Source organism: Riemerella columbina DSM 16469 (assembly GCF_000374405.1).
Lineage (GTDB): Bacteria > Bacteroidota > Bacteroidia > Flavobacteriales > Weeksellaceae > Riemerella > Riemerella columbina.
Genome location: NZ_KB894217.1, coordinates 190,455 through 214,786, shown reverse-complemented (window position 1 = coordinate 214,786; position 24,332 = coordinate 190,455). Strand labels below are relative to the sequence as shown.

The 24,332-nt window shown below is 33.7% G+C and carries 20 protein-coding genes; 9 read left to right on the top strand and 11 right to left on the bottom strand.

Annotated features, from left to right (window positions below; genetic code table 11):
- Positions 1-257: 257 nt before the first annotated feature.
- From C237_RS0101065 to folK, 3 genes are read right to left on the bottom strand one after another with little or no spacing between them, the layout of a single operon-like run.
- Positions 258-1,700 carry an OmpA family protein gene (locus tag C237_RS0101065; RefSeq protein WP_018674634.1) on the bottom strand — a complete coding sequence of 481 codons (1,443 nt, stop codon included), beginning with the start codon at positions 1,698-1,700 and terminating at the stop codon, positions 258-260.
- Positions 1,701-1,729: 29 nt separating this feature from the next.
- Positions 1,730-3,190, bottom strand: coding sequence for an OmpA family protein (locus tag C237_RS0101060; protein WP_018674633.1), 1,461 nt, complete (start codon positions 3,188-3,190; stop codon positions 1,730-1,732).
- A gap of 15 nt (positions 3,191-3,205) precedes the next feature.
- Positions 3,206-3,622, bottom strand: a complete 417-nt coding sequence (folK, locus tag C237_RS0101055; protein ID WP_018674632.1) for a 2-amino-4-hydroxy-6-hydroxymethyldihydropteridine diphosphokinase — start codon at positions 3,620-3,622, stop codon at positions 3,206-3,208.
- A gap of 28 nt (positions 3,623-3,650) precedes the next feature.
- Between folK and sppA the strand changes: the two genes are divergently transcribed.
- The 5 genes from sppA to C237_RS14425 all read left to right on the top strand — a co-directional run bounded on the left by sppA (position 3,651) and on the right by C237_RS14425 (position 10,264).
- A complete protein-coding gene (gene sppA, locus C237_RS0101050) occupies positions 3,651-5,402 on the top strand; it encodes a signal peptide peptidase SppA (protein WP_018674631.1) in 1,752 nt (583 codons plus the stop codon).
- A 91-nt stretch (positions 5,403-5,493) separates the two neighbouring features.
- Positions 5,494-7,527 (top strand): M3 family metallopeptidase, encoded by a 2,034-nt coding sequence (locus C237_RS0101045; protein ID WP_018674630.1) that lies wholly within the window; start codon positions 5,494-5,496, stop codon positions 7,525-7,527.
- Positions 7,528-7,549: 22 nt separating this feature from the next.
- Positions 7,550-8,311 (top strand): prolipoprotein diacylglyceryl transferase, encoded by a 762-nt coding sequence (locus C237_RS0101040; RefSeq protein ID WP_026315412.1) that lies wholly within the window; start codon positions 7,550-7,552, stop codon positions 8,309-8,311.
- Complete coding sequence (locus C237_RS0101035) at positions 8,283-9,677, top strand: radical SAM protein (RefSeq protein ID WP_026315411.1); 1,395 nt, start codon at positions 8,283-8,285, stop codon at positions 9,675-9,677. Before C237_RS0101040 ends, C237_RS0101035 begins: the two co-directional genes overlap by 29 nt.
- 395 nt (positions 9,678-10,072) lie before the next feature.
- The gene (locus tag C237_RS14425) at positions 10,073-10,264 is read left to right on the top strand and encodes a hypothetical protein (RefSeq protein ID WP_156809685.1); all 192 of its coding nucleotides are present in this window, start codon (positions 10,073-10,075) and stop codon (positions 10,262-10,264) included.
- 69 nt (positions 10,265-10,333) lie between these two features.
- Here C237_RS14425 and C237_RS0101030 read toward each other — a convergent pair whose 3' ends face one another.
- Entirely contained in the window at positions 10,334-13,015 is a 2,682-nt protein-coding gene (locus C237_RS0101030) for a M4 family metallopeptidase (RefSeq protein ID WP_018674627.1), read from the bottom strand.
- A gap of 643 nt (positions 13,016-13,658) precedes the next feature.
- Here C237_RS0101030 and mnmE point away from each other — a divergent pair.
- Both mnmE and C237_RS0101015 read left to right on the top strand, forming a co-directional pair.
- A complete protein-coding gene (mnmE, locus tag C237_RS0101025) occupies positions 13,659-15,056 on the top strand; it encodes a tRNA uridine-5-carboxymethylaminomethyl(34) synthesis GTPase MnmE (protein WP_026315410.1) in 1,398 nt (465 codons plus the stop codon).
- Positions 15,057-15,423: 367 nt separating this feature from the next.
- The gene (locus C237_RS0101015; protein WP_018674624.1) at positions 15,424-15,669 is read left to right on the top strand and encodes a hypothetical protein; all 246 of its coding nucleotides are present in this window, start codon (positions 15,424-15,426) and stop codon (positions 15,667-15,669) included.
- Positions 15,670-15,782: 113 nt separating this feature from the next.
- Here C237_RS0101015 and C237_RS0101010 read toward each other — a convergent pair whose 3' ends face one another.
- The 6 genes from C237_RS0101010 to C237_RS0100985 are packed head-to-tail and all read right to left on the bottom strand — an operon-like array spanning position 15,783 to position 21,992.
- Positions 15,783-17,105, bottom strand: coding sequence for a DUF58 domain-containing protein (locus C237_RS0101010; protein WP_026315409.1), 1,323 nt, complete (start codon positions 17,103-17,105; stop codon positions 15,783-15,785).
- 27 nt (positions 17,106-17,132) lie between these two features.
- Positions 17,133-18,113: an AAA family ATPase gene (locus C237_RS0101005; protein WP_018674622.1), complete on the bottom strand. Its 981-nt coding sequence runs from the start codon at positions 18,111-18,113 to the stop codon at positions 17,133-17,135.
- A 5-nt stretch (positions 18,114-18,118) separates the two neighbouring features.
- Complete coding sequence (locus C237_RS0101000; protein WP_018674621.1) at positions 18,119-19,303, bottom strand: hypothetical protein; 1,185 nt, start codon at positions 19,301-19,303, stop codon at positions 18,119-18,121.
- Entirely contained in the window at positions 19,296-20,108 is an 813-nt protein-coding gene (locus C237_RS12595; RefSeq protein WP_018674620.1) for a DUF4129 domain-containing protein, read from the bottom strand. Before C237_RS12595 ends, C237_RS0101000 begins: the two co-directional genes overlap by 8 nt.
- Entirely contained in the window at positions 20,108-21,031 is a 924-nt protein-coding gene (locus C237_RS0100990) for a hypothetical protein (RefSeq protein ID WP_018674619.1), read from the bottom strand. The genes C237_RS12595 and C237_RS0100990 overlap by 1 nt, the downstream gene beginning before the upstream one ends.
- A complete protein-coding gene (locus tag C237_RS0100985; RefSeq protein ID WP_018674618.1) occupies positions 21,018-21,992 on the bottom strand; it encodes a stage II sporulation protein M in 975 nt (324 codons plus the stop codon). Before C237_RS0100985 ends, C237_RS0100990 begins: the two co-directional genes overlap by 14 nt.
- Positions 21,993-22,016: 24 nt before the next feature.
- On the opposite strand from C237_RS0100985, the gene C237_RS0100980 reads away from it, so the two are divergent.
- Positions 22,017-22,751 (top strand): RDD family protein, encoded by a 735-nt coding sequence (locus C237_RS0100980; protein ID WP_018674617.1) that lies wholly within the window; start codon positions 22,017-22,019, stop codon positions 22,749-22,751.
- Between the two features lie 97 nt (positions 22,752-22,848).
- Entirely contained in the window at positions 22,849-23,202 is a 354-nt protein-coding gene (locus tag C237_RS0100975; RefSeq protein WP_018674616.1) for a DoxX family protein, read from the top strand.
- 7 nt (positions 23,203-23,209) lie between these two features.
- Here the strand turns inward: C237_RS0100975 and C237_RS0100970 are convergent, their stop codons facing one another.
- Positions 23,210-24,322, bottom strand: a complete 1,113-nt coding sequence (locus C237_RS0100970) for an AI-2E family transporter (protein ID WP_018674615.1) — start codon at positions 24,320-24,322, stop codon at positions 23,210-23,212.
- Between the last annotated feature and the right edge of the window lie 10 nt (positions 24,323-24,332).

The following is a 24,332-nucleotide window of genomic DNA, read 5'->3' as shown; positions in this document are numbered from 1 at the left end:
ATTTAGGACAGCATATAAGTCTAAAAAAGGAGAATTGATTTTTAAAAAAGACACAAATTAAAGTATAATCAGTTGTTTCCTTCTATCTTAATTATTTAGGAAAACATTGAGACAAACTTTATTATTTACTAAATTATGTTTTAGAATATATATTTTTTAGTCTATTAATCTTATTTTGCACTGTAGATAGAAATTAAATATTGTAAATAAAAAAGCCATCTCAGTTAAGAGATGGCTTTATAGATAAGGAGTTAAATTTATTTAGCTTCGAAATATACTCTTCTGTTTGCTCTATTTTTCCATTCTGGACATTTAGAAGCTGGATTACATTCAGGGTATTTAAGATCTTTTTCACCTCTACCTACTGCTTCTAATTTAGAAGAACTAACACCGTTTTGAATTAAATAAGATTTAACACTATTAGCTCTTCTTTCTGATAATTTTTGGTTATAAGCATCAGAACCTTTTGTGTCAGTTCCCCCCACTACTCTATAAGAGTTATTTGAAGAGTTAATATAATTAACTGCATTATTCAAGATGCTTGTGTTAGAAGAAAGAATTTTAGATGAATTAAAATCAAATTCAATACCTTCTAAAGTTTGAGTTTGTTCTTTAACTTCAGTTGTATTGCTAGTAACATTATTGTTGTAAGGACAACCATTGTTTTCTACAGGACCAGGAACAGTTACACACTGATCGTATAGGTCAATTACCGTATCTAAATCTGTATCTAAAGCTACACCAGCACCATCAACTCTTGCACCAGCAGGAGTATCCAATTGTCTATCCCAATCATCACAAACCCCATCATTATCAGCATCACCACTCTTACAAACTTCTACATCTTGATTTTTCGCTGCTAAAGCATCAATTCTGTAATATAGTTCTTGCATCGGGTCGTGCCACATTACATGTGAATCATGTTTTCCAAGTTTGAAAGTCATACCCAATGTAGCATTGAAGAAGTTGTCAGACGTTTGGTCTTCACGGCTGTTAATTGCACTGTACTGATCACCTCCACCATCAAATTGATCGTCACCAGTTACCACATACATTAATCTACCTTCAAGATCTAATCTTTTAGATACTTTGTACTTAAGACCTGCACCAGCTTGTCCAAAAAGAGAGGTATATGAGAAAGGCTTAACTTCAGTCATTAACCTTTGATTTTTACCATCTTTTTCTAAATAAGCTCTATATGCTAAAGTACCAATACCAGCATACCCATGTAACGCCCATCTATAATTAGATTTGTTGTCAACTCTTCTTAACAAGTTTGAGAAGTTGATGTCACCTAATAAAGAGATAGCATCGTATTGTGTTCTAGCACCATAGCCTTTACCACCTTTATCTTTAGTATTATACCATCCTTGTCTGGTTTCACCTCTATCATATTGAAGATTTAAACCAAATGCGTGAGTAATAGCTTTGTCAATACTAAAGTAAGCAGAATAACCAAAAAGATTTTTTCCGTTACCATTCTTAATAGAAGTTAAATCTGAAGATTGAACTAGTGGAACACCAGCACCTACAGAGATAGACCAATCGTTGAACCTTTTTGCATCTTGAGTAAAAGGTGCTACATTAGCAGAACCTGATGAAAAAGTGTTAGGATAAGTTTCAGATGTCTTTACATCTTGCGCCATTAAGCCCGCTGGCAACGCTAAAGCTAAAGCAACACTTGCGAAATTTAATTTCATAATAATTTAATTTTATATCAATAATTTATTTATTTTTCTGAGAAATATACTCTTCTATTAGCCTCGTTTTTCCATTCAGGACAAGCCGTTGCTGGTTCACATTCAGGATACTTTAAATCTTTTTCTCCTCTCCCTTCAGGGATTAATAAATTTAGAGAAACTCCCTTATCATTTAGATACTTAACCACAGCGTTCGCTCTTTTTTGTGATAATCTTAAATTATAAACATCAGATCCTCTAGTATCAGTTGCTCCAATAACTAAATATTGCTTTGTGTTATCTAGAGTCTTGATAAGATCAGCGGCTTTATCTAATTTATCAAAAGATTTTGGTCTAATGACATCACTATTTAATGCAAATTCTATGCCTTCAAAATTTTGGTTGATTTCGGTAATAGACGAGGTAACCTCAGGAGTACTTCTAACATTTTCTTTAATTGGACAACCATTATTTTCAACAGGACCTGGAACCGTTACACATTTATCATATAAATCAATAGTTCCATCTAAATCAATGTCTAGAGCAACTCCAGCACCATCTACTCTGGCTCCATTAGGCGTATCTAATTGTCTGTCCCAATCGTCACAAACACCATCATTATCTTGATCACCTTTTTTACAAATAAGCATATTGGGTTCAATATGTTCCAAATTATATATTCTGTAAAAACTTTCTTCTAGTGGATCATGCCAAGTCAGATGAGAAATATGTTTTCCAAGTTTAAATGATAACCCTAAATTAGCTGTAAAAAAATTATCAGAATTAGATTTTTTGATGTTGTTATAAGGATAATCTGGTGAGGTATTATTCCATCCACCTCCATCAAATTCATCATCCCCAGATATAATATACATCAGTCTAGCTTCTATATCAACACGTCTAGAAATTTTATATTTTAAACCAGCACCTGCTTGGTAAAAAAATGATGCTATATCTAACTTTTGTTCAATAGCCTCAGGATTATTCCATCTTTTTGATTTGTCTTCTAGAAATGTATTATACCCTTGTAACCCAATACCTGCATAACCATGTAGAGCCCATCTATAAGGAGAGTGATTGTCTAATCTTCTAAATAGATTAGAGAAGTTGATGTCTCCGAGTAATGAGATTTGTTTATACTTTGTATTAGCTTCTGCCACACCATAACTTGGGTTAAGCATTGCTTTTTGATTAGTTTGCCCTTGTTGATATTGTAAACTTAATCCAAATGTATGCGAAATCTGTTTATCCAAACTCACATAGGCATTCCATCCCCAGTTTACTTTATTGTCATAGAATGATGTTAAATCAGCAGATTGCATCAATGCTGTACCACCACCAGTAGAGATACTCCAATCGTTGAATCTACGAGCTTTATTATCAAATTTTTCAATTTTGCTAGATCCAGAGGAAAATGTATTAGGTAAATTGTTGTTGTTTTTTATAGACAACGAATCTTGTGCATACATTACTGTTGGTAAAGCTAAAAGTGTTAATAAACTTTTTTTCATATATTATAATTTTAATTAAATTATCTGATCAATTAATATTTTTGAGAACTCTCTAGTGAATAAATGTTTTTGATGTGGTATAGTTAATAAAATAGATTTAAATCTAATCTTACCAATCATCACAATATCTATATCAATGATTCGATCCTTGTATTCTCCAAGAATACTCGAATCTTGAGTCCTTCCCATTACTATTTCAATATCTTTTATTTGTTTTAAGATTTGAATGGGTGACAAATCTGTATTAATTGAAAGTGCAATATTACTAAAAATATTATTACTGACAAATTCTACAGGCTCTGTTTTTAAAAAAAAACTTCTTTTTTTTATTATGCCTATCTTGTTATTTATCAATTGTATGGCCGTTTCTATGTTTTTTTTGGTATCTCCAAGGTTACTTCCTAGTAACAAAATGACCTCTTTTTGCGACATATGTTGTATTATTGTAAAAAAATTATTTATGCGAGATTTTATTAAAAATGTGTTAGCCAACTTTGTAGCATTTATGCTATTAATTATTGGCTTTTTTGGATTTATGATTTTTATCATAGCCTTAGGTTCAATGAGAGGGAATGAAAGCGTAAAAATAGAAAAAAAATCTGTTCTAACACTAGATGATAAATTTAGAGTGATAGAAACAGACACAGAAAAAGATTTGAATCCCTTTCAACTAACTAAGGATAAAAAAGATATTCAAATTTATGACCTTGTAAAAGCCATTAAAAAAGCTAAAAACGATCTTAATATTCAAGCCATTAGTATAGAAAATGATAGGCTGAGTGCTGGTCTTTCTCAAGTAGAAAACATTAGAGCGGCATTAGAAGATTTTAAAACTAGTGGTAAAAAAGTTTATGCTTATGGGAATACTGTATCTCAATCTTCTTACTTTTTGGGAACGGTAGCCAATAAATATATTCTAAGTCCAGCGGGCGGAATTGATTTAAAAGGTATGGCTTCAGAAGTAGTGTTTTTTAAAGATTTTGCAGAGCAATACGGGATTGGGTTCAATGTAATTAGACACGGTAAGTTTAAAGCCGCCGTAGAGCCTTTTTTAAGAAATGACATTTCACCCGAAAATGAAGAGCAATTGAGCGTGCTTCTAAATGATTTATGGTCAGAAGTTGCACCAAAAATTTCAGCATCGAGAAAGATAAATGTGGCTCAATTTAAGACTGTTACTGATAGTCTTTATGGAATGATTCCAGAATTGAGCCTTAAAAATAAATTGGCAGACCAGTTGCTACAAAAGCCTGAGTATGATAATATGATAAAATCGGAACTTGGGTTAGCAAAAGATGAAGATTTAAATAAAGTATCTATCGGCAAATATATTGCTACACTAGAGGAAAATACTAGCGGAAAAGATGAAGTGGCGATATTATATGCTTCGGGAAGCATTATGGATGGCGATGATGTCACAGGGATTTCTAGCAAAAAATACATAGAATATATTCAAGATTTAAAGGATGATGAAAATGTAAAAGCGGTTGTTCTTAGAGTGAATTCCCCAGGAGGAAGTGCCAATGCATCTGACCAAATTTTATATGAACTTCAACAGTTAAAACTTAAAAAACCTTTAGTGGTATCTTTTGGGGACTATGCGGCGTCTGGCGGTTACTATATTTCTATGGCAGGTGAGAAAATTTTTGCTGAACCTACTACTATTACGGGTTCTATTGGAGTATTTGGTATGGTAACGGATTTCAAAAAATTAGCTCATAAAAATGGAATTAATTCCGATATCGTAGAAACCAATGCTAATTCTCAAATGTTTTCTCCTATTAATGGTGTTTCTGATGGCACTTTAGCCATGCTTCAAAAAAGTGTAGAGCAAACTTATAAGCGATTTGTATATTTTGTGACCCAAAATAGACATAAAACTTTTGAGGAAATCGATGCTATTGGAGGGGGAAGAGTATGGTCTGGTAAGCGTGCTAAGGAAATTGGCTTGGTAGATGAATTAGGAAGTCTAGACGATGCTGTTCGCTATGCGGCTAAAAAAGCCAAACTAAAAGATTACCAAGCAGTAGGCTATCCTGGAGAGATTAGTCCTTTGGAGGAATTCTTTAAAAGTATTAATGAGGACAATATCTCGACCTACTTTATGAAACAAAGGTTGAGCGAAGAGCAATATAAAATGTTTGAAACCGTAGAAAAACTTAAACATTATAAAGGAACGATGATGTACACACCTTATAAAGTTCTTTTTTAAAGCAATATTTAAAATAGCTGAGCCACCGATTAGGTGGCTTTTTTCGTTAGGTCTAATGTTGTATCTTTGTTAAAAATAAAATCAATTTAAAATGACAAATAACCCATTAATTCATACTTTTAAAAACTTTGATGAAGCGGCACCGTTCGACCAAATTAAAGAAAAACATTTTTTGCCTGCATTTAAAGCATTAATCCAAGAATCAGAAAAAGAAATAGAATCGATAGCAAGTAATCCAAAAGCCCCAACATTTGAAAATACGATAGAAGCCATGGCGTACTCGGGGAAGCAGTTGGATGTGGTAAGCCATATTTTCTTTAATTTAAACTCTGCAGAAACCAACGACGAAATTCAACAGATTGCTCAAGAAGTATCCCCTTTATTAACCGTATTTTCATCTAAAATTTCTCAAAACGAAACTTTGTTCAAAAGAATTAAATCCGTTTATGATGATAAAGAAAACTTATCTCTAAACGAAGAACAAAAAACATTGCTTGAGGATACTTATAAAGGCTTTGTAAGAAGTGGCGCTTTATTAAATGAGGAAGATAAAAAGACTTTAGAGGAACTCAATCGTGAGTTAGCGCTTAAATCGTTGCAATTCGGGCAGAATGCTCTAGCGGCAACTAATGCTTATTATAAACATATCACTGATAAAGAAGATTTAAAAGGTGTACCAGATGCCATTCTATCACAATATGCGGAAGAGGCCAAAGAACGAGATTTGGAAGGCTATGTGATTACGCTACAATATCCAAGTTATTTACCATTAATGACTTATGCAGACAATCGCGAATTAAGAAAAGAAGTGGCGCTAGCTAATGGAACAAAAGCTTTTGATGGCTCGGAGAACGATAACCGACAACTCATTGACGTTATTGTAAAATTAAGACAAAAGAAAGCCCAATTGTTAGGCTATAAAACTTATGCCGATTATGTATTGGAAGAACGAATGGCAAAGCACCCGAGCCAAGTGATGGATTTCCTTAATGAACTATTAGAAAAATCAACAGACTACGCAAAAGAAGATGTAGCAGAATTACAAGCCTTAGCCCAAAAAGATGGTATTGAGACAATGCAAGGCTATGACCACGCTTACTATGCAGAAAAATTAAGAAAACAACGCTTTGATTTAAGCGATGAAGAGCTAAAACCTTACTTTCCATTAGAGCAAGTACAAGGCGCCGTATTTGGCTTAGTCAACCGACTTTTTGGTTTAGACTTTGAAGAAGTACATGATGTGCCCACTTATCATCCAGAGGTAAAGGTTTATAAAATTACTGAAAATGGAGCGTATAAAGCATTGTTATATGTAGATTATCACCCGAGAAAAGGTAAACGAGCAGGGGCGTGGATGACGAGCTATAAAAATCAATATAAAAAAGAGGATAAAAATTATCGTCCCCATATTTCCGTAGTTTGTAATTTCACAAAGCCTACGGTAGATACCCCAAGTCTATTAACTTTCAATGAGGTAACCACATTGTTCCATGAATTTGGTCATGCTATGCATGGTGTGTTAGCTGACACGCAATATCCTAATCTTTCTGGAACATCGGTAAAATGGGACTTTGTAGAATTGCCATCACAGTTTTTGGAAAACTATTGTTTTGAGCCTGAGTTTCTAAAAAGTTTTGCTAAACACTACAAAACAGGCGAGTTATTACCTGATGAAAAAATAGAAAAAATCGCTGAGTCTAAAAGTTTTATGGAAGGTTACCAAACGCTTAGGCAACTCGGGTTTGGATTGTTGGATATGCACTACCATACGGAAGATTTTAATGACGATAGTTTAGATATTAAAGCCTTTGAAGACCGTATTTTAGCACCAACACAATTATACCCTTCTAATGAAAAAACAGCCATGAGTCCTAGTTTTTCTCATATATTCCAAGGGGGCTATGCCGCAGGCTATTATTCCTATAAATGGGCAGAAGTCTTAGATGCTGATGCATTTCAGTTCTTTAAAGAAAAAGGAATTTTTGATAAAGAAACGGCAGAGAAGTATAAAACTTTACTGGCGAGTGGCGGAACTAAAGACCCAATGGTACTCTATAAAGAATTTAGAGGAGCCGAACCTAAGGTAGAAAGCTTGCTACAAAGGGCTTTTGGACATAGAAAATAATAACTTTTAAACTTCAAGCACCTTGACAATTCCATTTGAGCTCGTTTGGTTTGGGACGAAAATCAATATCCATTTGATAATGGAGTATTTGGCATTTTTTGTAGGCTTTAGGTATTATCTATGGCTTAGGAAACGTAGTGCCGACCCTATATCGGGTGACCATCGTTTGTTTATAGTACTGGGTGCAGCAGTTGGTGCATTGGTAGGTTCTCGCTTGGTGGGGTTTTTAGAAAATCCTATTATGCCTCATGATACGAAAGCGCTCATTTTATTGCTCAATACCAAAACTATTATGGGTGGTTTGTTTGGGGGATTGATTGGCGTAGAATTAGCAAAAAAAATTATTGGTGAAAAACAGTCGTCTGGCGACCTTTTTACCTTTCCTATAATAGTTGGAATTATCATTGGGCGAGTGGGTTGTTTTTTAATGGGCGTTAATGAATTTACTTATGGAAAACCTACCGATTCTATTTTCGGTATGGACTTAGGCGATGGTATTTTGAGGCACCCTACTGCGTTATATGAAATTATATTCTTAGTTTTGCTGATGGTGGTGATGAAAAGTATCCGCTCTTTTACGATAAAAGAAAATGGACTTCAGTTTAAAATCTTTATGCTGTCCTATTTTGGATGGCGATTTTCTATGGAGTTTTTAAAACCCAATATATTTTTTGTTTTAGGGTTAAGCAGTATCCAGTGGTCATGTATTGTATGTTGGTTATATTACGCAAAAACACTTAAAAAATTAATGAATTATGCCAGTAAGAAAATACACTTATTATGATTATACGCTCAGCCTTTGTCCGGAGTGCTTAAGGCGGATTGATGCAAAGATCGTTTTTGAAAATGATAAGGTTTATATGCTAAAGCGCTGTCCAGAACACGGAAATTCCAAAGTACTAATCGCCGATGATGTGCCTTATTATAAAAACATCAGAAACTATAATAAACCTTCGGAAATGCCCTATAAGTTTAATACCAAAACGCATTATGGCTGTCCGTACGATTGTGGTTTGTGTCCAGACCATGAGCAGCATTCTTGTCTTACGATTGTAGAGATTACCGACCGTTGCAATTTAAGCTGTCCTACTTGCTATGCGGGTTCTTCACCCAATTATGGAAGGCATAGAACTTTGGAGGAAGTAAAAGCGATGCTAAATGCAGTAGTCGTAAATGAAAAAGAGCCCGATGTAGTTCAAATCAGTGGAGGAGAGCCAACTATCCACCCGCAATTTTTTGAGATTTTGGATTATGCCAAATCATTACCCATAAAACATTTGATGCTAAATACCAATGGGATTAAAATTGCAAAAGACTTTGAGTTTGCGCAGCGTTTAAAATCTTACACCCCAGATTTTGAAATTTATCTACAATTTGATTCTTTTGAGGATGAGGCGTTGTATACTTTGCGAGGTGCTCACTTGAGAAAAATCAGAGAAAAGGCTTTAGAACATTTAAATCAACTGAATCTATCTACAACCTTAGTGGTGACTTTACAAAAAGGATTGAACGACCACGAAATAGGAAAGGTGATTCACTACGCTTTAAAACAGCAATGTGTGCGTGGAGTTACTTTTCAACCGACTCAAATAGCAGGACGATTAGAACATTTTAATCCCGAAACCGACCGAATGACGCTAACGGAAGTTCGCGGAAGTATTTTGGAGCAAACGGATATTTTTACCGCAGACGATATTATTCCTGTACCTTGCAACCCCGATGCTTTGGCAATGGGCTATGTATTAAAATTAAATGGTGAAGCCTTTCCATTAACGCGTTATGTTAATCCAAGTGATTTGCTAGACAATAGTAAAAATACGATTGTGTATGAGCAAGATGAGCAACTGCATCAGCGGATGTTTGAGATTTTCAGCACGGGTACCTCTACGGACAAGGCGACGGATAAATTGCATAGTTTGCTGTGTTGCTTACCATTTGTAGAAGCGCCGCATTTAACCTATAATAATTTGTTTAGAATTATCATTATGCAGTTTGTAGATGCTTATAATTTTGATGTAAGAGCCATTAAGAAATCCTGTGTCCATATCGTGGATAAGGATAATAAAATCATTCCGTTTGAAACAATGAATTTACTTTACAGAGATGATAAAAAAGAGATTTTACAACGCTTAAAAGAAACTACGGTATGATAATTTAGGATTTACTTTTACGGAATAAAAAATCGTAAAAAAAATAATTTTTGATACAATTTATTTAATTTTTAGAGCAAAAATATGTTATTAATCTTCTTACTTATAATATTGGTTCTATTAATCTTTTTGCCAATTATCTTTTTCGGACTATCAATATATTATAGAAATAAAAAACCTAAAAAATGTAAAACATTTTTAAGATTAGGGATAGCAAATCTTTTAATTTTATTTGTTTTAGCTATTATTGGTTATGGCTATTGTATGACCTGGACTTTAGATGTTAAATAAATATCAAACTATTTCACTTTATAGAGTAAAATACATTCTAAATGGAAGTTGATATATAACATTAATGTCGATGCCGTAATAGATGATAAAAAAATAAAGATAAAATGCTAGACGATCCTGTTTTTAATATTTTCTCTCCTGTCGTTATACTTTTTGGATTAGCCATTGTTTATTTGATTAAAGGGGACTCGAAAAAAAGTAAACAATTCCTAAAATGGGGATTGATATATATAGTTTTTTTACTGGCAATAGCCATTATTGGGCTTGGTGTTTGTTTAACAATAGTGTCTGGGTAATATAAATATTAAAAAACCGCCTTGAGGGTATCAAGACGGCTTTTTTGTAAAAGTAGTATTACAAAAAGGTTACTTTTTTATAAACTTAATGACGCTAGTTTCTCCATCACCGGTATCAATTTTTGCCGTGTAAAGACCTTGAGGTAGATGTGTAATACTGACTTTTTGATCATTTGTGCTTAACTTCAAACTAGATACTATTTTTCCATTCATATCATAAATTTGAACATTAGTATTATTTACTAGCTTCTCAGGAACTGATATATTAATAAAATCTGTAGCAGGGTTTGGATAGATTTTATAATCTGAATTTACATCGTTATTTTCATTTAGATTATTACCTGCAATGGTATAACCAGCTTCAAGTCTTAATTGATAACAAGCATTAGGATTTGAACCAGAATATGGATATACTTTGATGTAATAAGTTCCTGATGATGCGTAATAATGTATTTTTTCATCAGATGTACCAGATTTTTGTGAGCTAGCAACTCTATATCCTGAATCATTATAAAGTGCTAAGTCTACATCGTGAGTTAATCCTGAAAGCTTAATAGTTAAAGACCCGCTAGAAGAAAATTTCACCTTATAATAATCAAGATCGTAGTTGTTTTCTATGGAAGCACTATAGTCTGTATTTAAGTTTGTAATTGAAGTAGCATACGATATAGAGTTATTTGGTTCAAAAGCACCATTACATCCATTGTTAGAGCTTGAAAGTGTTTTAAACTGAGAGTTTGCATAATCACTTTCATTATTAGTACATTTTGTTTTTACCCTCCATTTATATGTCGTATTAGATTCAAGTCCAGTTAAATCTACTGTATTGCTGTAAACATTTCTTGAAGTATAATAATAGTCTGATGAAGGTTTATATTCCAAGATATATTTATCAGCATTTGAAATAGGATTCCAAGACAAACTAGCTTTGGATGATGTAATATTAGTTGCAGTAAGCTCTGATGGTACTGAGCATTCTTGTGGGGTAGGGTTGCTGTCTTCTTCAGCAGCACTGCCTATTCCTACTGCATAGAAGGCATTTTTCACTTGCTTTACCTCGTTGCTATTATCTCCGTAAAGGTCTTTTGCTGCTCTAATAGAGTAGTTTCGTGCATCGGCATAATTAGAGGATGAAGTTAGATAATACACATTGGTTCTATAAGCAATAGCTGTAGCTTTAGAGATTCCAATTCCGTTTACTGTAAAATAATTTCCAATATCATTGGTTCCTGATCCTCCATTTACTAGAAGGTAAAACCAATAATTAAGTACACCTGAATTGGTGTGAACGCCACAATTGTCATTGCTCCTGCTAGGATAGCAATTTTCTGTATTTACCCATTTTGAACCTTTATAGGTATCTGGTTGATAATAAGCATTAGGATTGCTCATACTTCTAAATGCCGCTCCTATTTCTTCTCCCATAGTCCAGTTGGCCTGATTAGGTCTCGCCCAGAAATCTACAGCGGCCCCCATTATATCACTGTAGGCTTCATTTAGTGCACCTGATTCGCCTCTATAGGCTAAACTAGATGAGCGTTCAGTTACTCCATGGGTCATTTCGTGTCCGACAATATCTAATGATACTAGTGGGTTGTAGCTACTATTTCCATCGCCGTAAGTCATTCTGCTACCATCCCAAAACGCATTAACATAGTTTTTACTATAATGTACATAACTAAGCATTTTCATATTTTGATTGTCAATTCCATTTCTATTAAGAGTGTTTTTATAGAAATCATATACCATCTCAGAGCCCCAATGAGCATCTGTAGCATATTGGTCTAAATTGTAATTAGTATTATTCCAATAATTATCAGAGTCGGTAAAATCTACTGCACTATAATATGAGGTTCCTCTCTTTAAATTATAAGTTTCAATGCCTTGTCCTCTTGTTGTGTCTCTTAGTCTATAGGTTCCATTATAGTAATCAGTAGCAATTTGTTTGGATCCACTATAAGCAGTTACGGCTGTACCCTGTGCTGAAGATAATTGTGGTTTTACATAATGATTTGGTGTATTGTGTTCTGAGCTGTGTATGTCCTTATGTAATGGACTGTTGCAAAAATGTTTTATTTTATCTTCTGAACCTAATATTTCACCCGTTAGTGCATCAACATAAACTATTTTCCTTGAAAGGGGTTGTGCGGCATAAATGTCAAACTTATAAGTTAATCTTAAGTTGTTGGGATTAAACTCTGCTCCAGGTGAATAATAGACTAGTGTACCAGTTGGTTTGAATGTTGCATTTGGATTATTAGTTTCTTTCTTGATAAACTCTTCTTCCAAAGGATCTTCCCATTTGTAAACTTTTGCACCAATAAACTCTTTTGCTGCAGATAGAGCTTCTTTTTCGGTGATTTTAGGAGCTTGGTTCGAAGATATTTTTTCTCCAAACTTTGTAACAATTTCACCATTCTGGTATAAAACTTTATTTTGTTTCACATGCTGAACCAGTGTTGCGCCTTCAATAGGATAGCTGTTTAGCGTTTGTTGGTAGCGATAATGGCTCATGCCTGTTTCATCTTTTTCAGAACTCAATAACTTAAGTTCTGGATTTTTAGAAGTTAGATTTTGATCTTTGTCAAAAATCATTTTTCCTAAAACGAATGCTGGTGCATTTGCTAGATTATCAAAACTGATAGTTTTGCTAATCATACTTTCTTTGATGTTGTTGTTTTGTTGTTCCTGTGCAAAAAACAACGCTGCTGTAAATAATACAGCTGACGGTAATAATACTTTGTTTTTCATATCATTAAATTTTATTTCCGCTAAAGTAATAAAAAAAAATATATATAATGGTTTTTTAGTTATTTTTTTTTTGTTTTAAATTTATTTTTATTATTTAATATTTAAACATGTAGTTCTTTTGTTATGTTTGTTATTTTGTTTTTTATTTGTTTAATTGATATAATTTATTGTATATTAATGTGTTTGTAGTTGTATTTTAGCTTTTAAATTAAATAATAATTTAATTTCATATTCATAGTTTCTAATTTTTAAGTGTCAATCTTAATAATTTGTATTTTTGCATTCAAAATTTACTATTGATGACTTTAATATGATTGTTCTATATCATTGGTTTAGGAGATAATTGATGTATAACTTTTTATAAAGTCATATTTTGAATTATTTTAATAAATAAAGACAAACAAATAATTAGTTGTATTTTTACAAACAAGTTATTTTATCAACAATTAAATAAAATTATAGATTATGAATAGTTTTCTTTTAGTCATTCTTTTCGTCTTAGGTATTTTCTCAGTTATCATGTATGGCTCATATACAAAAAAAAATGATAAGATTATTTTGAGAGATGTAGCAAAATAAGCCGTAGAGTTAAGTTGCTGATTTTAAAGTATATTTTTATTTATTATTTTTAAATTGATTACCATTGATGAACCACGATACCATTGTTGCCCTTGCCACAGCCCCAGGAGCGGGTGCCATTGCCGTTATTCGCGTTTCGGGGAAGGATGCCATTGCCCTTACCGAACCTATTTTTGAGGCTAAAAACAAAGTGAAACTCAGCCAACAGCCCACACACTCCTTGCAGTTGGGGTATATTAAAGACCAAAATCGTATCATAGATGAGGCGTTGGTGAGTGTTTTTCACGGCAATCGTTCCTACACGGGCGAGCCAACGGTAGAAATTTCGTGCCACGGAAGTCCGTATATTCAGCAAGAAATCATCAATTTGTTGTTGCGACAAGGTTGCCGAATGGCACAAGCGGGCGAATTTACCTTGCGAGCGTTTATCAATGGCAAAATGGATTTGAGTCAAGCCGAAGCCGTAGCCGATTTGATTGCGAGTGATAATGAAGCCAGTCATCAGTTGGCGATGCAACAAATGCGAGGTGGTTTTACCAATGAAATTCAAGAACTACGCACCGAATTGCTGAACTTTGCCTCACTTATCGAATTGGAATTAGACTTTGCAGAGGAAGATGTAGAATTTGCCGACCGTTCGCAGTTTCAAACGCTTGTTACGCGTATTCAAAAAGCCCTCAATCGTTTGATAGATTCTTTTGCCGTTGGGAATGTGTTGAAAAACGGAATTCCCGTTGCCATTGTAGGTGAACCCAATGTAGGAAAATCGACTTTGCTCAATGCCTTGCTCAACGAAGAACGCGCCATTGTCAGCGATATTGCGGGAACCACCCGCGACACCATCGAAGATGAAATTGCCATCGGGGGGGTTGGCTTCCGATTTATCGATACCGCAGGGATTCGTGAAACCACTGATACGATTGAAGAATTGGGCATCAAAAAAACCTTTGAAAAGATGCAACAGGCACAAATTGTTATCTATCTTTTTGATGTAAAAAAGGTGCAAAATCAGCAATTATCCATCGCCGAAATTCAATCGGAAATTGAGAAAATTAAACAGCAATTCCCGCATAAACCTCTGGTGGTTATTGCCAATAAAATGGATTTGTTATCTGAAGAAGAACGAACCCAATTGCAGCAGCAAATCCCTGATTTGGTATTGCTTTCCGCCAAAGAAAAACAAGGTGTGGAGGCTTTGCAGAATCACTTTTTGCAATTCGTAAACACGGGAGCTCTCAAAAGCAGCGATGCCATTGTTACCAACGCTCGGCATTACGATGCCCTTATCAAAGCCCAACGAGCGATGCAACAAGTCCAAGAAGGACTCAATTTAGGTATTACGGGCGATTTACTCGCTATCGATATCCGAGAAGCCCTTTATCATTTCGGAGAAATCACGGGAGAAATCACCAATGATGAATTGCTTGGGAATATCTTTGCGAATTTTTGTATTGGGAAGTAGTTGGAATTATTAATAATTTATCAAACATAATGTATAAAAGCAAGACTATTAAGGAGATATTTTATTATTTTTTAGGCACTATACTATTATTTTTATTTATTCCGCTAATCGAAAGGTTTATAGATGAATTTGTTAGTTTAACTATTTTTGAATCTTTAAAAAGTTCTTACTACTTAGATATATTAGTAGTAATTTTAACCTTATTGGTTTCAGGTGGGATATATTATTTTAGTTTGAAGTCATTTAGTAAAAAAGTTGCTTATGCTTCAATATTGATTTTAATTTTTTATATCTATGAAAGAGTCAGCAATAGTCATTATGACTTTGAACCATTTAAATTTTATAATAAATTAAAATAATTAATAATATGCTTAAAGATAATGAAAATATTGAGGCTTTAATGAAAAAAAATTGTACATCCAATAAAAATCTAACACTGCTTAAATATGAAATTATTGAAGATTTATTTGATAGTACAGAAAGCTTTGAAAAACAAATTTTAGATAAAATTGATGAAAATGAAGATAGCCTTATGAGTGAATTTAAAAAATTCTATTTTTTAGCAAAAAAGAATAATTGGGAAAAACCTACTTATAAATTTAAATATTTTTAATCAAAAAATACAAATTGGTATACAGTTTTTGCTCAGCACCCTTAAAAATGAGAAAGAGTAATTTTTGTTGTATCAGGAAACATAAATAACCTCTAAATAATTAAAAATAAAACCTATATCAACCCTCTTACTTTTACTTCAATGTATTTGTTAATGACATTGATGCTGAGGTTTTCGGGTTCGCTATACATGGATTGGATACCGTATTTCATGAGTTCGTAGCGAATGAGTTTTTTCTCGTATTCAAATTTCTCGGCAATAATTTGGTCATACACCTGTTGAGTCGTTGTTTTTTTACTATCAGTGATAAGTTGATGCACTTCTGAATTTTTGAAAAAAACGATAATCAACACATGATTTTTAGCAATGGCTCTTAGATAGGAAAGTTGTCTTTTGAGTGCATCTAAAGTTTCGAAATTAGAAAACAAAAGTAAAAGGCTGCGTCTGGTGATTTGTTTTCTCAAATCTGCGTACAATCTTCCGAAATCGGTTTCAGCAAAATCGGTTTCTATATTATAGAGGGTTTCGGCAATTCTTCTCAATTGATGTCCCTTGGCGTCTGCCTTTACCATATTTTCTACTTTTCTACTAAAAGTGAGTATGCCAGGGTGATCTTTTTTCTTCAGTACAATATGTGATAATGCCATGGTAGCATTGATGGCATAATCCAATAAAGACAATCCGTTGAAAGGCATTTGCATGGTACGCCCTTTGTCTATGAGCATATAAATACGCTGCGAGCGTTCTTCCTCATACTGATTGACCATGAGTTGATTTCTCTTACTCGTGGCTTTCCAGTTGATATTTCGGATATCATCGCCCATTACATATTCTTTGATTTGTTCGAATTCCATCGTTTGCCCCAGTCGTCGTATTTTCTTGACACCACCTAATAGAAATTCGTTTTTAAGAGCCGCCAATTCGTACTCAGGCAATCTCAAAAAAGAGGGATAGGTTGGCAACATCTTGTCTGTATGATTCTTGTATCTACGGGCAACCAAACCGATAGGAGAGGAGACGAATATATTTAAACTGCCAAAGGTGTATTCTCCTCGTTCTTTAGGGATGAGCGGGTAGGAAAAGGACTTATCTTCCCCTTTTTTCAATGTTTGATTGATTTCAAAATCTCTTAATTGAAACTGAAAAGGAATTTCATCAATCAGTTGGGCTTTGATGAGAAACGGATAGTCATTTTTAATGAAAATTTGAATATTGTTTTCATCACCGTTGGATAATTTTTCGGGTAAAATTCGCTGGGTTTTGATACCTTTTTTGAAATAAAGCAAACTACCATCGATGAGAATAAGCATCCCTAAAATCCCTAAAAGTAGATGAACAAAATAGAGTAAAGGAGGAAAGAAAAACGCCACTATATACAATACGACTAACCCTGTAATACAATAGTAAAACAGACTGTTGAGATATAGTGATCGGATAAATTTTATCATAATTGAAGAGGTCTTTTATCTCGGAATTTCGATTCCTTCCAAAATTTGTCGGATAATTTCTTCGGTTGAGAGTCCTTCCATTTCTCGCTCAGGCGAAACCATCACACGGTGGCGAAGTACCCCAAATGCCGAATGCTTGATATCTTCTGGCGTAACAAAATCACGACCGCGAATGGCAGCAAAGCCTTTAGAAGCAATTAGTAAAGCCAAAGAGGCTCTTGGCGATGCCCCTAAGTATAGGAATGGATTCTCGCGAGTATTGACCACAATTTTGGCAATGTATTCTATCAAATGTGGTTCTACCAAAATATCTCTGATTTGTCGTTGGTAAGCGATGATATCTGAGGCTTTGAGAATGGTTTGCACGGGTTCTAATTTGTTTTCAAATTTAGATTCGTGCTGTTTTTTGATGATTTCGATTTCTTGCTCCAAAGTAGGATAATTCACATTTACCTTGAAAAGAAAACGGTCTAACTGAGCCTCGGGCAGGCGGTAAGTTCCCTCTTGCTCAATCGGGTTTTGGGTTGCCATCACAAAGAAAGGTTCTTCCATCGTATAGCGAGTGCCGTCCATTGTGATTTGATGTTCTTCCATCACTTCAAAGAGGGCGGCTTGCGTCTTCGCAGGCGAACGGTTGATCTCATCAATCAATATAAAATTCGAAAAAATAGGGCCTTTTTTAAACTCAAATTCTGAGGTTTTAAGGTTGAAAATAGAAGTCCCCAAAATATCCGAAGGCATTAAATCAGGTGTAAACTGAATACGGCTAAAGCCTACATCTATCGTTTTTGCAAGAAGTTTGGCGGTTACCGTTTTCGCCACCCCTGGCACCCCTTCGAGTAGGGTATGCCCACCCGAAAGTAAGGCGACGATGAGGTGTTCTACCATATCGTCTTGTCCTACGATGACTTTTCGGATTTCACTTTTAATATTTTCTACGCTCTGTTTGAGTTGCGTGAGGTCTAATCGAGATTTGAATTCTGATGAATGTTCCATAATTATTATTGGTAAATGTTATCTAATAATTGATTCAGTTCTATAAGTTGAGTTTCTGTGATACGAACTTTCCTTGCTCGGATAAGTCGCATTCTCTGCACCGCCTTTTCGATAGTTTCTGTATCTTTTCCTGTTTTTTGTTGCAATCTTCGTACAAAATCTTCATCGGAAAGGTCTGTGGTAATGTACAATTCATTACGGACTTTGTTCAAGAAATAAGTGATTTTTTTCTCTGCCATATCCTGCGGATTTCCCTCTTGAAGATAAAGATTTCCGATATTTTTGACAAACTCTACCGATTTGTTCTTTTTCGGAACGATGATAGGCACAATGCGTTGGCGGCGTTTGGCGTGGAAAAATAGAAAGAGGAGTAACCCAACCAATATTAAATACCATGCTGACCTTAAAGATGGGTTAGACAGAATAAAGCGCATCTCTGAGGTAGATTGTTTGGACAAATTATTTTGAAACCACACCGTTTTGCGTTTGGGTAAATAGGAAAATAATCCTTCTATTGCCTTTTGATTTTCTTTCTCTTTCAGATAATAATTGGTCAGCAGAATAGGTTGGGTACAAAGGTAAAACGCTCCTTTTCCATAATTTACTTTGATGAATACTGCTTTCTTCTTATGACCAACTTCGTCTTTTATATAGCCTAAAATTTGAATGTTTGCCTCTTTATTAAAACTTGTAAAATAATAGTTATTATGAGATTCGGATAAGAGGATTTTATCCGAGGCTAGTGCTTTGTCTGTAAAATAAAAATGGAGGTTCTCATCATATTTAATACCATAGTCTGTATCCAAATTTACGCCCAAAGAGTCTGTTAGTTTTTGATAAAACTGATTACTGGAAAAAAACATCATTGCAGTGCTACCTTTATCAACTTCGTTTAAAAGATAATTGATTCCCTCATCAGTAAAGTTTTTCTCTAAGGAAAAATAATTCTTAGGAGTGTGTAGGCTATCCTTTTCTAAATAGGTATAAGGGTTTTCGTCCGTTCTTATCAATTGTTCCCCAAGTAAACTGTCTACTTCTTTATCGAATATGTATAAGCCAAAAGGCGATTTTTTCTCAATATTATAATTCAGCGACCAATCAATCATTTTAGATTTATTCAGTTCTAAAATGCTTAACACCACTAAGACTATTACCAATAATACACCATATGTTTTCAATGCCTTATTCATTTTCTACGGATTTTAAGGGTTGAAAAATAGGCAATTGTTGTTGGTATTTAGCCTCATCAATTGGGAATTCGCCATACCAAATATGGTCAAAGATATAAACGGCTTTTTCAAAGTTTACAAGGTCTTTTCCTTTCAGTTCTTTTAAATAGTCCGAATTGGTCTTTTTTTGATGCCAATCAATTTTTTGATGATCAGAAAGAAACTTTAAACACCAAAGAAACTGATAGCGAATAGCCGAGCGAAAATCTTTTTCTCGCTCGTATTGGGCAATGGTCTGTTGAAAGTTGATTTCGTGGATGTTTTCTTCCAAAGGATTGACTTTGGGATTGATATTTTTAACTTTTTTAGAAAAAAACCAATTACCTTCTTTATCTCTTCCATATTTGAATAAGAAATAGATGAGAAGTGCTATTACCACAGCTGCTAGTATATAGCCGATATTTTTTGTAAATTTATTAATGTGTTTTATTTCATCATAACCCAACCAACTGCTAATAGTTTCTTTAATGTAATCCATGAAACGATCCCATAAAGAGCGGCGGGCTTTAGTTTTGGTATAATCATATTCCTCGCCTTGGTATTTTTGTTGGAAATTAGGCTCAAAAGCTCTAGGGTTGAGTTCGTTATCCGTAGTGTAATTTCTATTTAATAAAGAGTCGGTGGAAATACTATTTGTATCATTACTTGCTTCTTTTACAGTAGAAACTATAGAATCCATAGGAGGTGGAGGCGCTTCTGTTGGAGCCTCCTGAGCATAGCAAGTTATACTTAACCAAAAACTAATATAAAGTAGTGCTAATCTCATTATAATTTGCCGATTTCATCAATTTCCTTGTAGTATTCTTCTCGGTGTAAATCCGTACGAGCGTCAAAATACATTAACCCTGTACAGATATAGATAGCGTTAGAAAGTATGATAGAAACAAGCATACTTAAAACATAGAGAATCAATGTAATAATCATTAACACTGAAAAGTCATCAGAAGTATTGGCAGATACCGTGCTTTGAACACCAAGCATCATTCCTGGAACCATGGCAAATACAGAAACAATAACTTGGATTATGATATACATGACCAAAGTAGTCGCCATATATACCCAGAATTTCTTTGAAAACTGAATACTCAATGCATTAGAAAAAGACTTAAAAACGCCATTATCCGTAACAAGATAGTCGAACATATTGAAATTGAAAATGTTCACCATGGTAGGGTATACAATAAATATCAAAAGAAAACCGATAATCAATAGTATTGAAGCAATAGTAACCCCCATCACAACCATCATCATAGGAAGCAAAATAAACATCGAAAAGAGAAAGAAAATAAAAATTCTACCCATTTTTTTCTTTAGAACTTCTACAATTTCACTTACGGTAAAATCACTTCGCTTTTCTTTTCCCATTTTATCTAAATATATAATGGGAAATGCAAAATTCATAAGCCATACGAATAACCCAACCACAGAAATTAATATACAGATGGTAATGAAAATTCCAAAATTTTGGTCTAAATACTGCTCAAAGATTTGATTTGCATTGTTCATATTGGATTGGTATAGTTGAGATATAATATCTCTAAATCCTATAACGGCAATGATTAATAATAGCAACATTAAGCCTCCATTGATTACTAAATAGTTTTTAAAATAATTTTTTCCGTGTTGTTTTAGAAATAAAAATGTGTCGGAAATTAAAGCGCCAAAATCTCGTTTTTTATAAATCTGCATATTTCAGTTGTTTTTTATAGACAAATATTGGATAAATTACATAATAAAAAAATATAAAGCCAAAGGATCCTAGACTAATGAATAATGTTAATATTAAAGGCATATCTAAAGCATGGCGGGTCACAAAACCTTCAAAAATTCCTGCTATAGTGGTAAATGGAATGGTACTTATAAAAATTTTAAAACAATCCTTAAAACCTATTTTAAAAGAATTAAGTCTAGAATAAGTTTTTGGAAAAAGTATAGAAGCACCTAAGATAAATCCTGCCATTGCTTCAATAATCATCCCGCTGATTTCAAAAGCACCATGAATCCAAATTCCTCGCATACTTTCACCTAATACCCCTTGCGTTTGGAAAAAATATTGAAAACTCCCCAGCATAATACTGTTCTTCATTAAAATATACAATGTTCCGAACCCTGCAAAAACACCATAAAAAAACATATTTGCCCCCACGAAAAGGTTATTTCTGATAATCAATACAGAGGTAGCCCAATTGCTTCCCGTGCCATAGACAGCGATAGGATTTCCCTCTTTTATGTTTTCTAAAGTCATGTCCACATAGTTGTCTCCCAAAATAAGCCTTACAAAATCTTCATCGTAATGTGTAGAGATCGCTCCAAAAAATGTAAATATTGCAAATAGGATAAATGAAAAATAGAGATATTTCCGATATTGATACGCTAACAAAGGAACTTCTGTTTTAAAAAAATGTAGAAAACGATTCTGCTCAATACGCTTTGTTTTGTAAATTTTTTGGTAGATTTGCGAAGAGAGATGATTGAGGTATTCCGTCGTTTTACTTTTCGGATAATAAGTTTGAGAGTATGATAAATCATTAATAAGATTAATGTACAGAGAAGAGAGTTCATCAGGGTTTTTATGAATATTCCCTGAGATAACTTTTTCGGTTTCTAACCATTTAGACTTATTTTGTCGGATAAATACAACCTCTCTCATAATTGCGTAAAATTAGGATTTTTTATGGAATATATACAAATAAATACGAGCCAAAATGTAAAAATTAAATTACTGCAGGCGAGTATAGCATTAAGAATATTAGCTTTTTTTATTGATACACTCATTAAGGTAGCATATTTATTGTTGGCAATTTGGCTATTTGATTCAATTGATATAAGCGTAGCTTCTGATGCTTATTCTTACTTTGCTTTATTTGCTATTATCACTTCGCCGGTGTATTTCTATACTTTATTTTTTGAATCTATCATGGAAGGTCAGACTCCAGGTAGGCGAATTACAAAAACTAAAGTGGTGAAAATTGATGGTTATCAAGCCCATTTTTCAGATTATTTTATCCGTTGGTTTTTTGCATTAGTAGATTTTTATTTTAGCAGTGGAGTAGTGGCCATTATATCCATTATTGTTAGTAAAAAAGGACAGCGGTTAGGAGGTTTGGCAAGTGGAACTACAGTTATTAATCTGAAAAATAATATCAGCATTAATCAAACTATTTTTGAGAACATAGAAAATGATTACAAAGTCACCTATCCAAATGTATTGCTTCTTTCGGATTCGGATGTTCAGATTATCAAAACCAATCTTGAACGCGCTTTAAAGCAAAAAGATAATACTATAATAAATAAGTTAGCAGATAAAATTTCTTCTACAATAAAAACAGAACCTAAGCAAGGCACTTCATCTATTGATTTTATAAAAATAGTGTTGAAAGATTATAATCATTTGGCAGGGAAGGAGTGAATAGATATTTTGGTAAATTGCTTGGGATAATATATTGGTTTAAAAATAAAATGATCAGATAATTTTTAGCTAGTTTTGTAACATAAAAACAACCTCAATGGAGCTATCCCTCTATTTACAAGCCTTTCTCTATACCTTAGCAGGTATTTGGCATTTTGTGAAACCGAAATTCTACTATAAGATACTACCGCCGCCATTATCCGAAAATCCAAAATTTTGGGTTTTGCTAAGTGGTGTGGCAGAAATTGTTTTAGGCATCGGTCTATTATTCCAAACTACGCGTTACTATGTGGTTTGGGGTATTATATGGATACTTATTGCTTTTTTATGGGTGCATATCTATATGCTAACACCTTCTTTTGAAGGTAAATTACCCCAATGGGGATTATGGTTGCGATTAGTGTTTCAGTTTGTACTGATGTATTGGGCGTATACACTATTGGCAATATAACCTAAAATTATTCTTTTTCTTCTAAAGTAATATTTTTGGTAATCTTATATCTTCTACGCTTTCTTTTTCTTTTAGAAATATCTTCACCTAAGATTAAACCCCACGGTTCTAGGCCTTCTACACGCTCAAAAATAATTTTAATAATAGCTAGAAACGGAATGCAGAGAAACATTCCAGAAATTCCCCAAAGGTGTTCCCCAACTAATAACGCTAAGAACGAGAATAAGGCATTGATTTTTACCTTAGAACCAATAACTAATGGTAGAACAATGTTGGCATCTATCGCATGGATAATCACATAGCCTATTAACACCATTAGAGTATGTCCGCCTCCCGTAGCAAAGGAAATCAAAGCGGCTAAAAGCCCTGTAATAACAATACCGATATAAGGAATTACATTGAGTAGTCCTGTAAGTAAACCTAGCAATAAAGCGTATTTTACACCTAAAACAGTTAATAAAATACTTGTAAATGTGGTGACTAATATAATTTGAATGACTAATCCTGTGATATAATCTTTAATGATTTTCTGGACCTCGAAGATAATTTCATTTACTTTTCTAAAATGTTTTTCATTAAATACCGAAACAATAAAAGCATAAAGTACGCGTCTATAATTAAGAATAAAAATTAGAAACAAGGCAGAAAATAGGAAAAATGCCATAATAGAGGAAAACATCGTTACCGTTGTGCTTAAAATTACCCCAGAGGATGAAAGTAGTTTTTCTAGACCTTGGTTTAGGTAATCCATCTGTTGATTTAGATTAACGCTAAAAGTTTCGGAAATCCAAGTTTGTAATTGATGGAAAGCTGTATTAATATTGGTCATCAAACTTGGAAAATCTTTAGCAAAATCACTTAGTTGTGTAGTAAAGAAGTAAACAATACTAGAAATTACTGTGAGCATAATCAGTAATGAGAAAAAGGTAGAAAGTGCTCTAGGAAATTTTAGTTTTTGTTCTAAAAAATTGGCAAAAGGTACAAAGAGTAAGGCAAGTAATAGCGCAAAAAATAGAGGAGCTAATATAGCCTGACCTAGCACTGCTAAATAACCTAATATAACAATGCTCACCAATACCATGGCAAGTTTAATAATAAAAGGAATTTTTACCTCTTTCATAAGACTTAGA

Excerpts from the sequence above, each read along its gene's own strand:
- C237_RS0101045 (WP_018674630.1), top strand. The coding sequence starts at position 5,494 with ATGACAAATAACCCATTAATTCATACTTTTAAAAACTTTGATGAAGCG.
- C237_RS0101065 (WP_018674634.1), bottom strand. The coding sequence starts at position 1,700 with ATGAAATTAAATTTCGCAAGTGTTGCTTTAGCTTTAGCGTTGCCAGCG.
- sppA (WP_018674631.1), top strand. The coding sequence starts at position 3,651 with ATGCGAGATTTTATTAAAAATGTGTTAGCCAACTTTGTAGCATTTATG.
- C237_RS0101005 (WP_018674622.1), bottom strand. The coding sequence starts at position 18,113 with ATGGAACATTCATCAGAATTCAAATCTCGATTAGACCTCACGCAACTC.
- C237_RS0100985 (WP_018674618.1), bottom strand. The coding sequence starts at position 21,992 with ATGAGAGAGGTTGTATTTATCCGACAAAATAAGTCTAAATGGTTAGAA.
- C237_RS0100975 (WP_018674616.1), top strand. The coding sequence starts at position 22,849 with ATGGAGCTATCCCTCTATTTACAAGCCTTTCTCTATACCTTAGCAGGT.
- C237_RS0101030 (WP_018674627.1), bottom strand. The coding sequence starts at position 13,015 with ATGAAAAACAAAGTATTATTACCGTCAGCTGTATTATTTACAGCAGCG.
- C237_RS0100970 (WP_018674615.1), bottom strand. The coding sequence starts at position 24,322 with ATGAAAGAGGTAAAAATTCCTTTTATTATTAAACTTGCCATGGTATTG.
- C237_RS0101015 (WP_018674624.1), top strand. The coding sequence starts at position 15,424 with ATGCTTAAAGATAATGAAAATATTGAGGCTTTAATGAAAAAAAATTGT.
- C237_RS0101000 (WP_018674621.1), bottom strand. The coding sequence starts at position 19,303 with ATGAATAAGGCATTGAAAACATATGGTGTATTATTGGTAATAGTCTTA.
- C237_RS14425 (WP_156809685.1), top strand. The coding sequence starts at position 10,073 with ATGCTAGACGATCCTGTTTTTAATATTTTCTCTCCTGTCGTTATACTT.
- C237_RS0101060 (WP_018674633.1), bottom strand. The coding sequence starts at position 3,190 with ATGAAAAAAAGTTTATTAACACTTTTAGCTTTACCAACAGTAATGTAT.
- folK (WP_018674632.1), bottom strand. The coding sequence starts at position 3,622 with ATGTCGCAAAAAGAGGTCATTTTGTTACTAGGAAGTAACCTTGGAGAT.
- C237_RS0100980 (WP_018674617.1), top strand. The coding sequence starts at position 22,017 with ATGGAATATATACAAATAAATACGAGCCAAAATGTAAAAATTAAATTA.
- C237_RS12595 (WP_018674620.1), bottom strand. The coding sequence starts at position 20,108 with ATGAGATTAGCACTACTTTATATTAGTTTTTGGTTAAGTATAACTTGC.
- C237_RS0101035 (WP_026315411.1), top strand. The coding sequence starts at position 8,283 with ATGCCAGTAAGAAAATACACTTATTATGATTATACGCTCAGCCTTTGT.
- C237_RS0100990 (WP_018674619.1), bottom strand. The coding sequence starts at position 21,031 with ATGCAGATTTATAAAAAACGAGATTTTGGCGCTTTAATTTCCGACACA.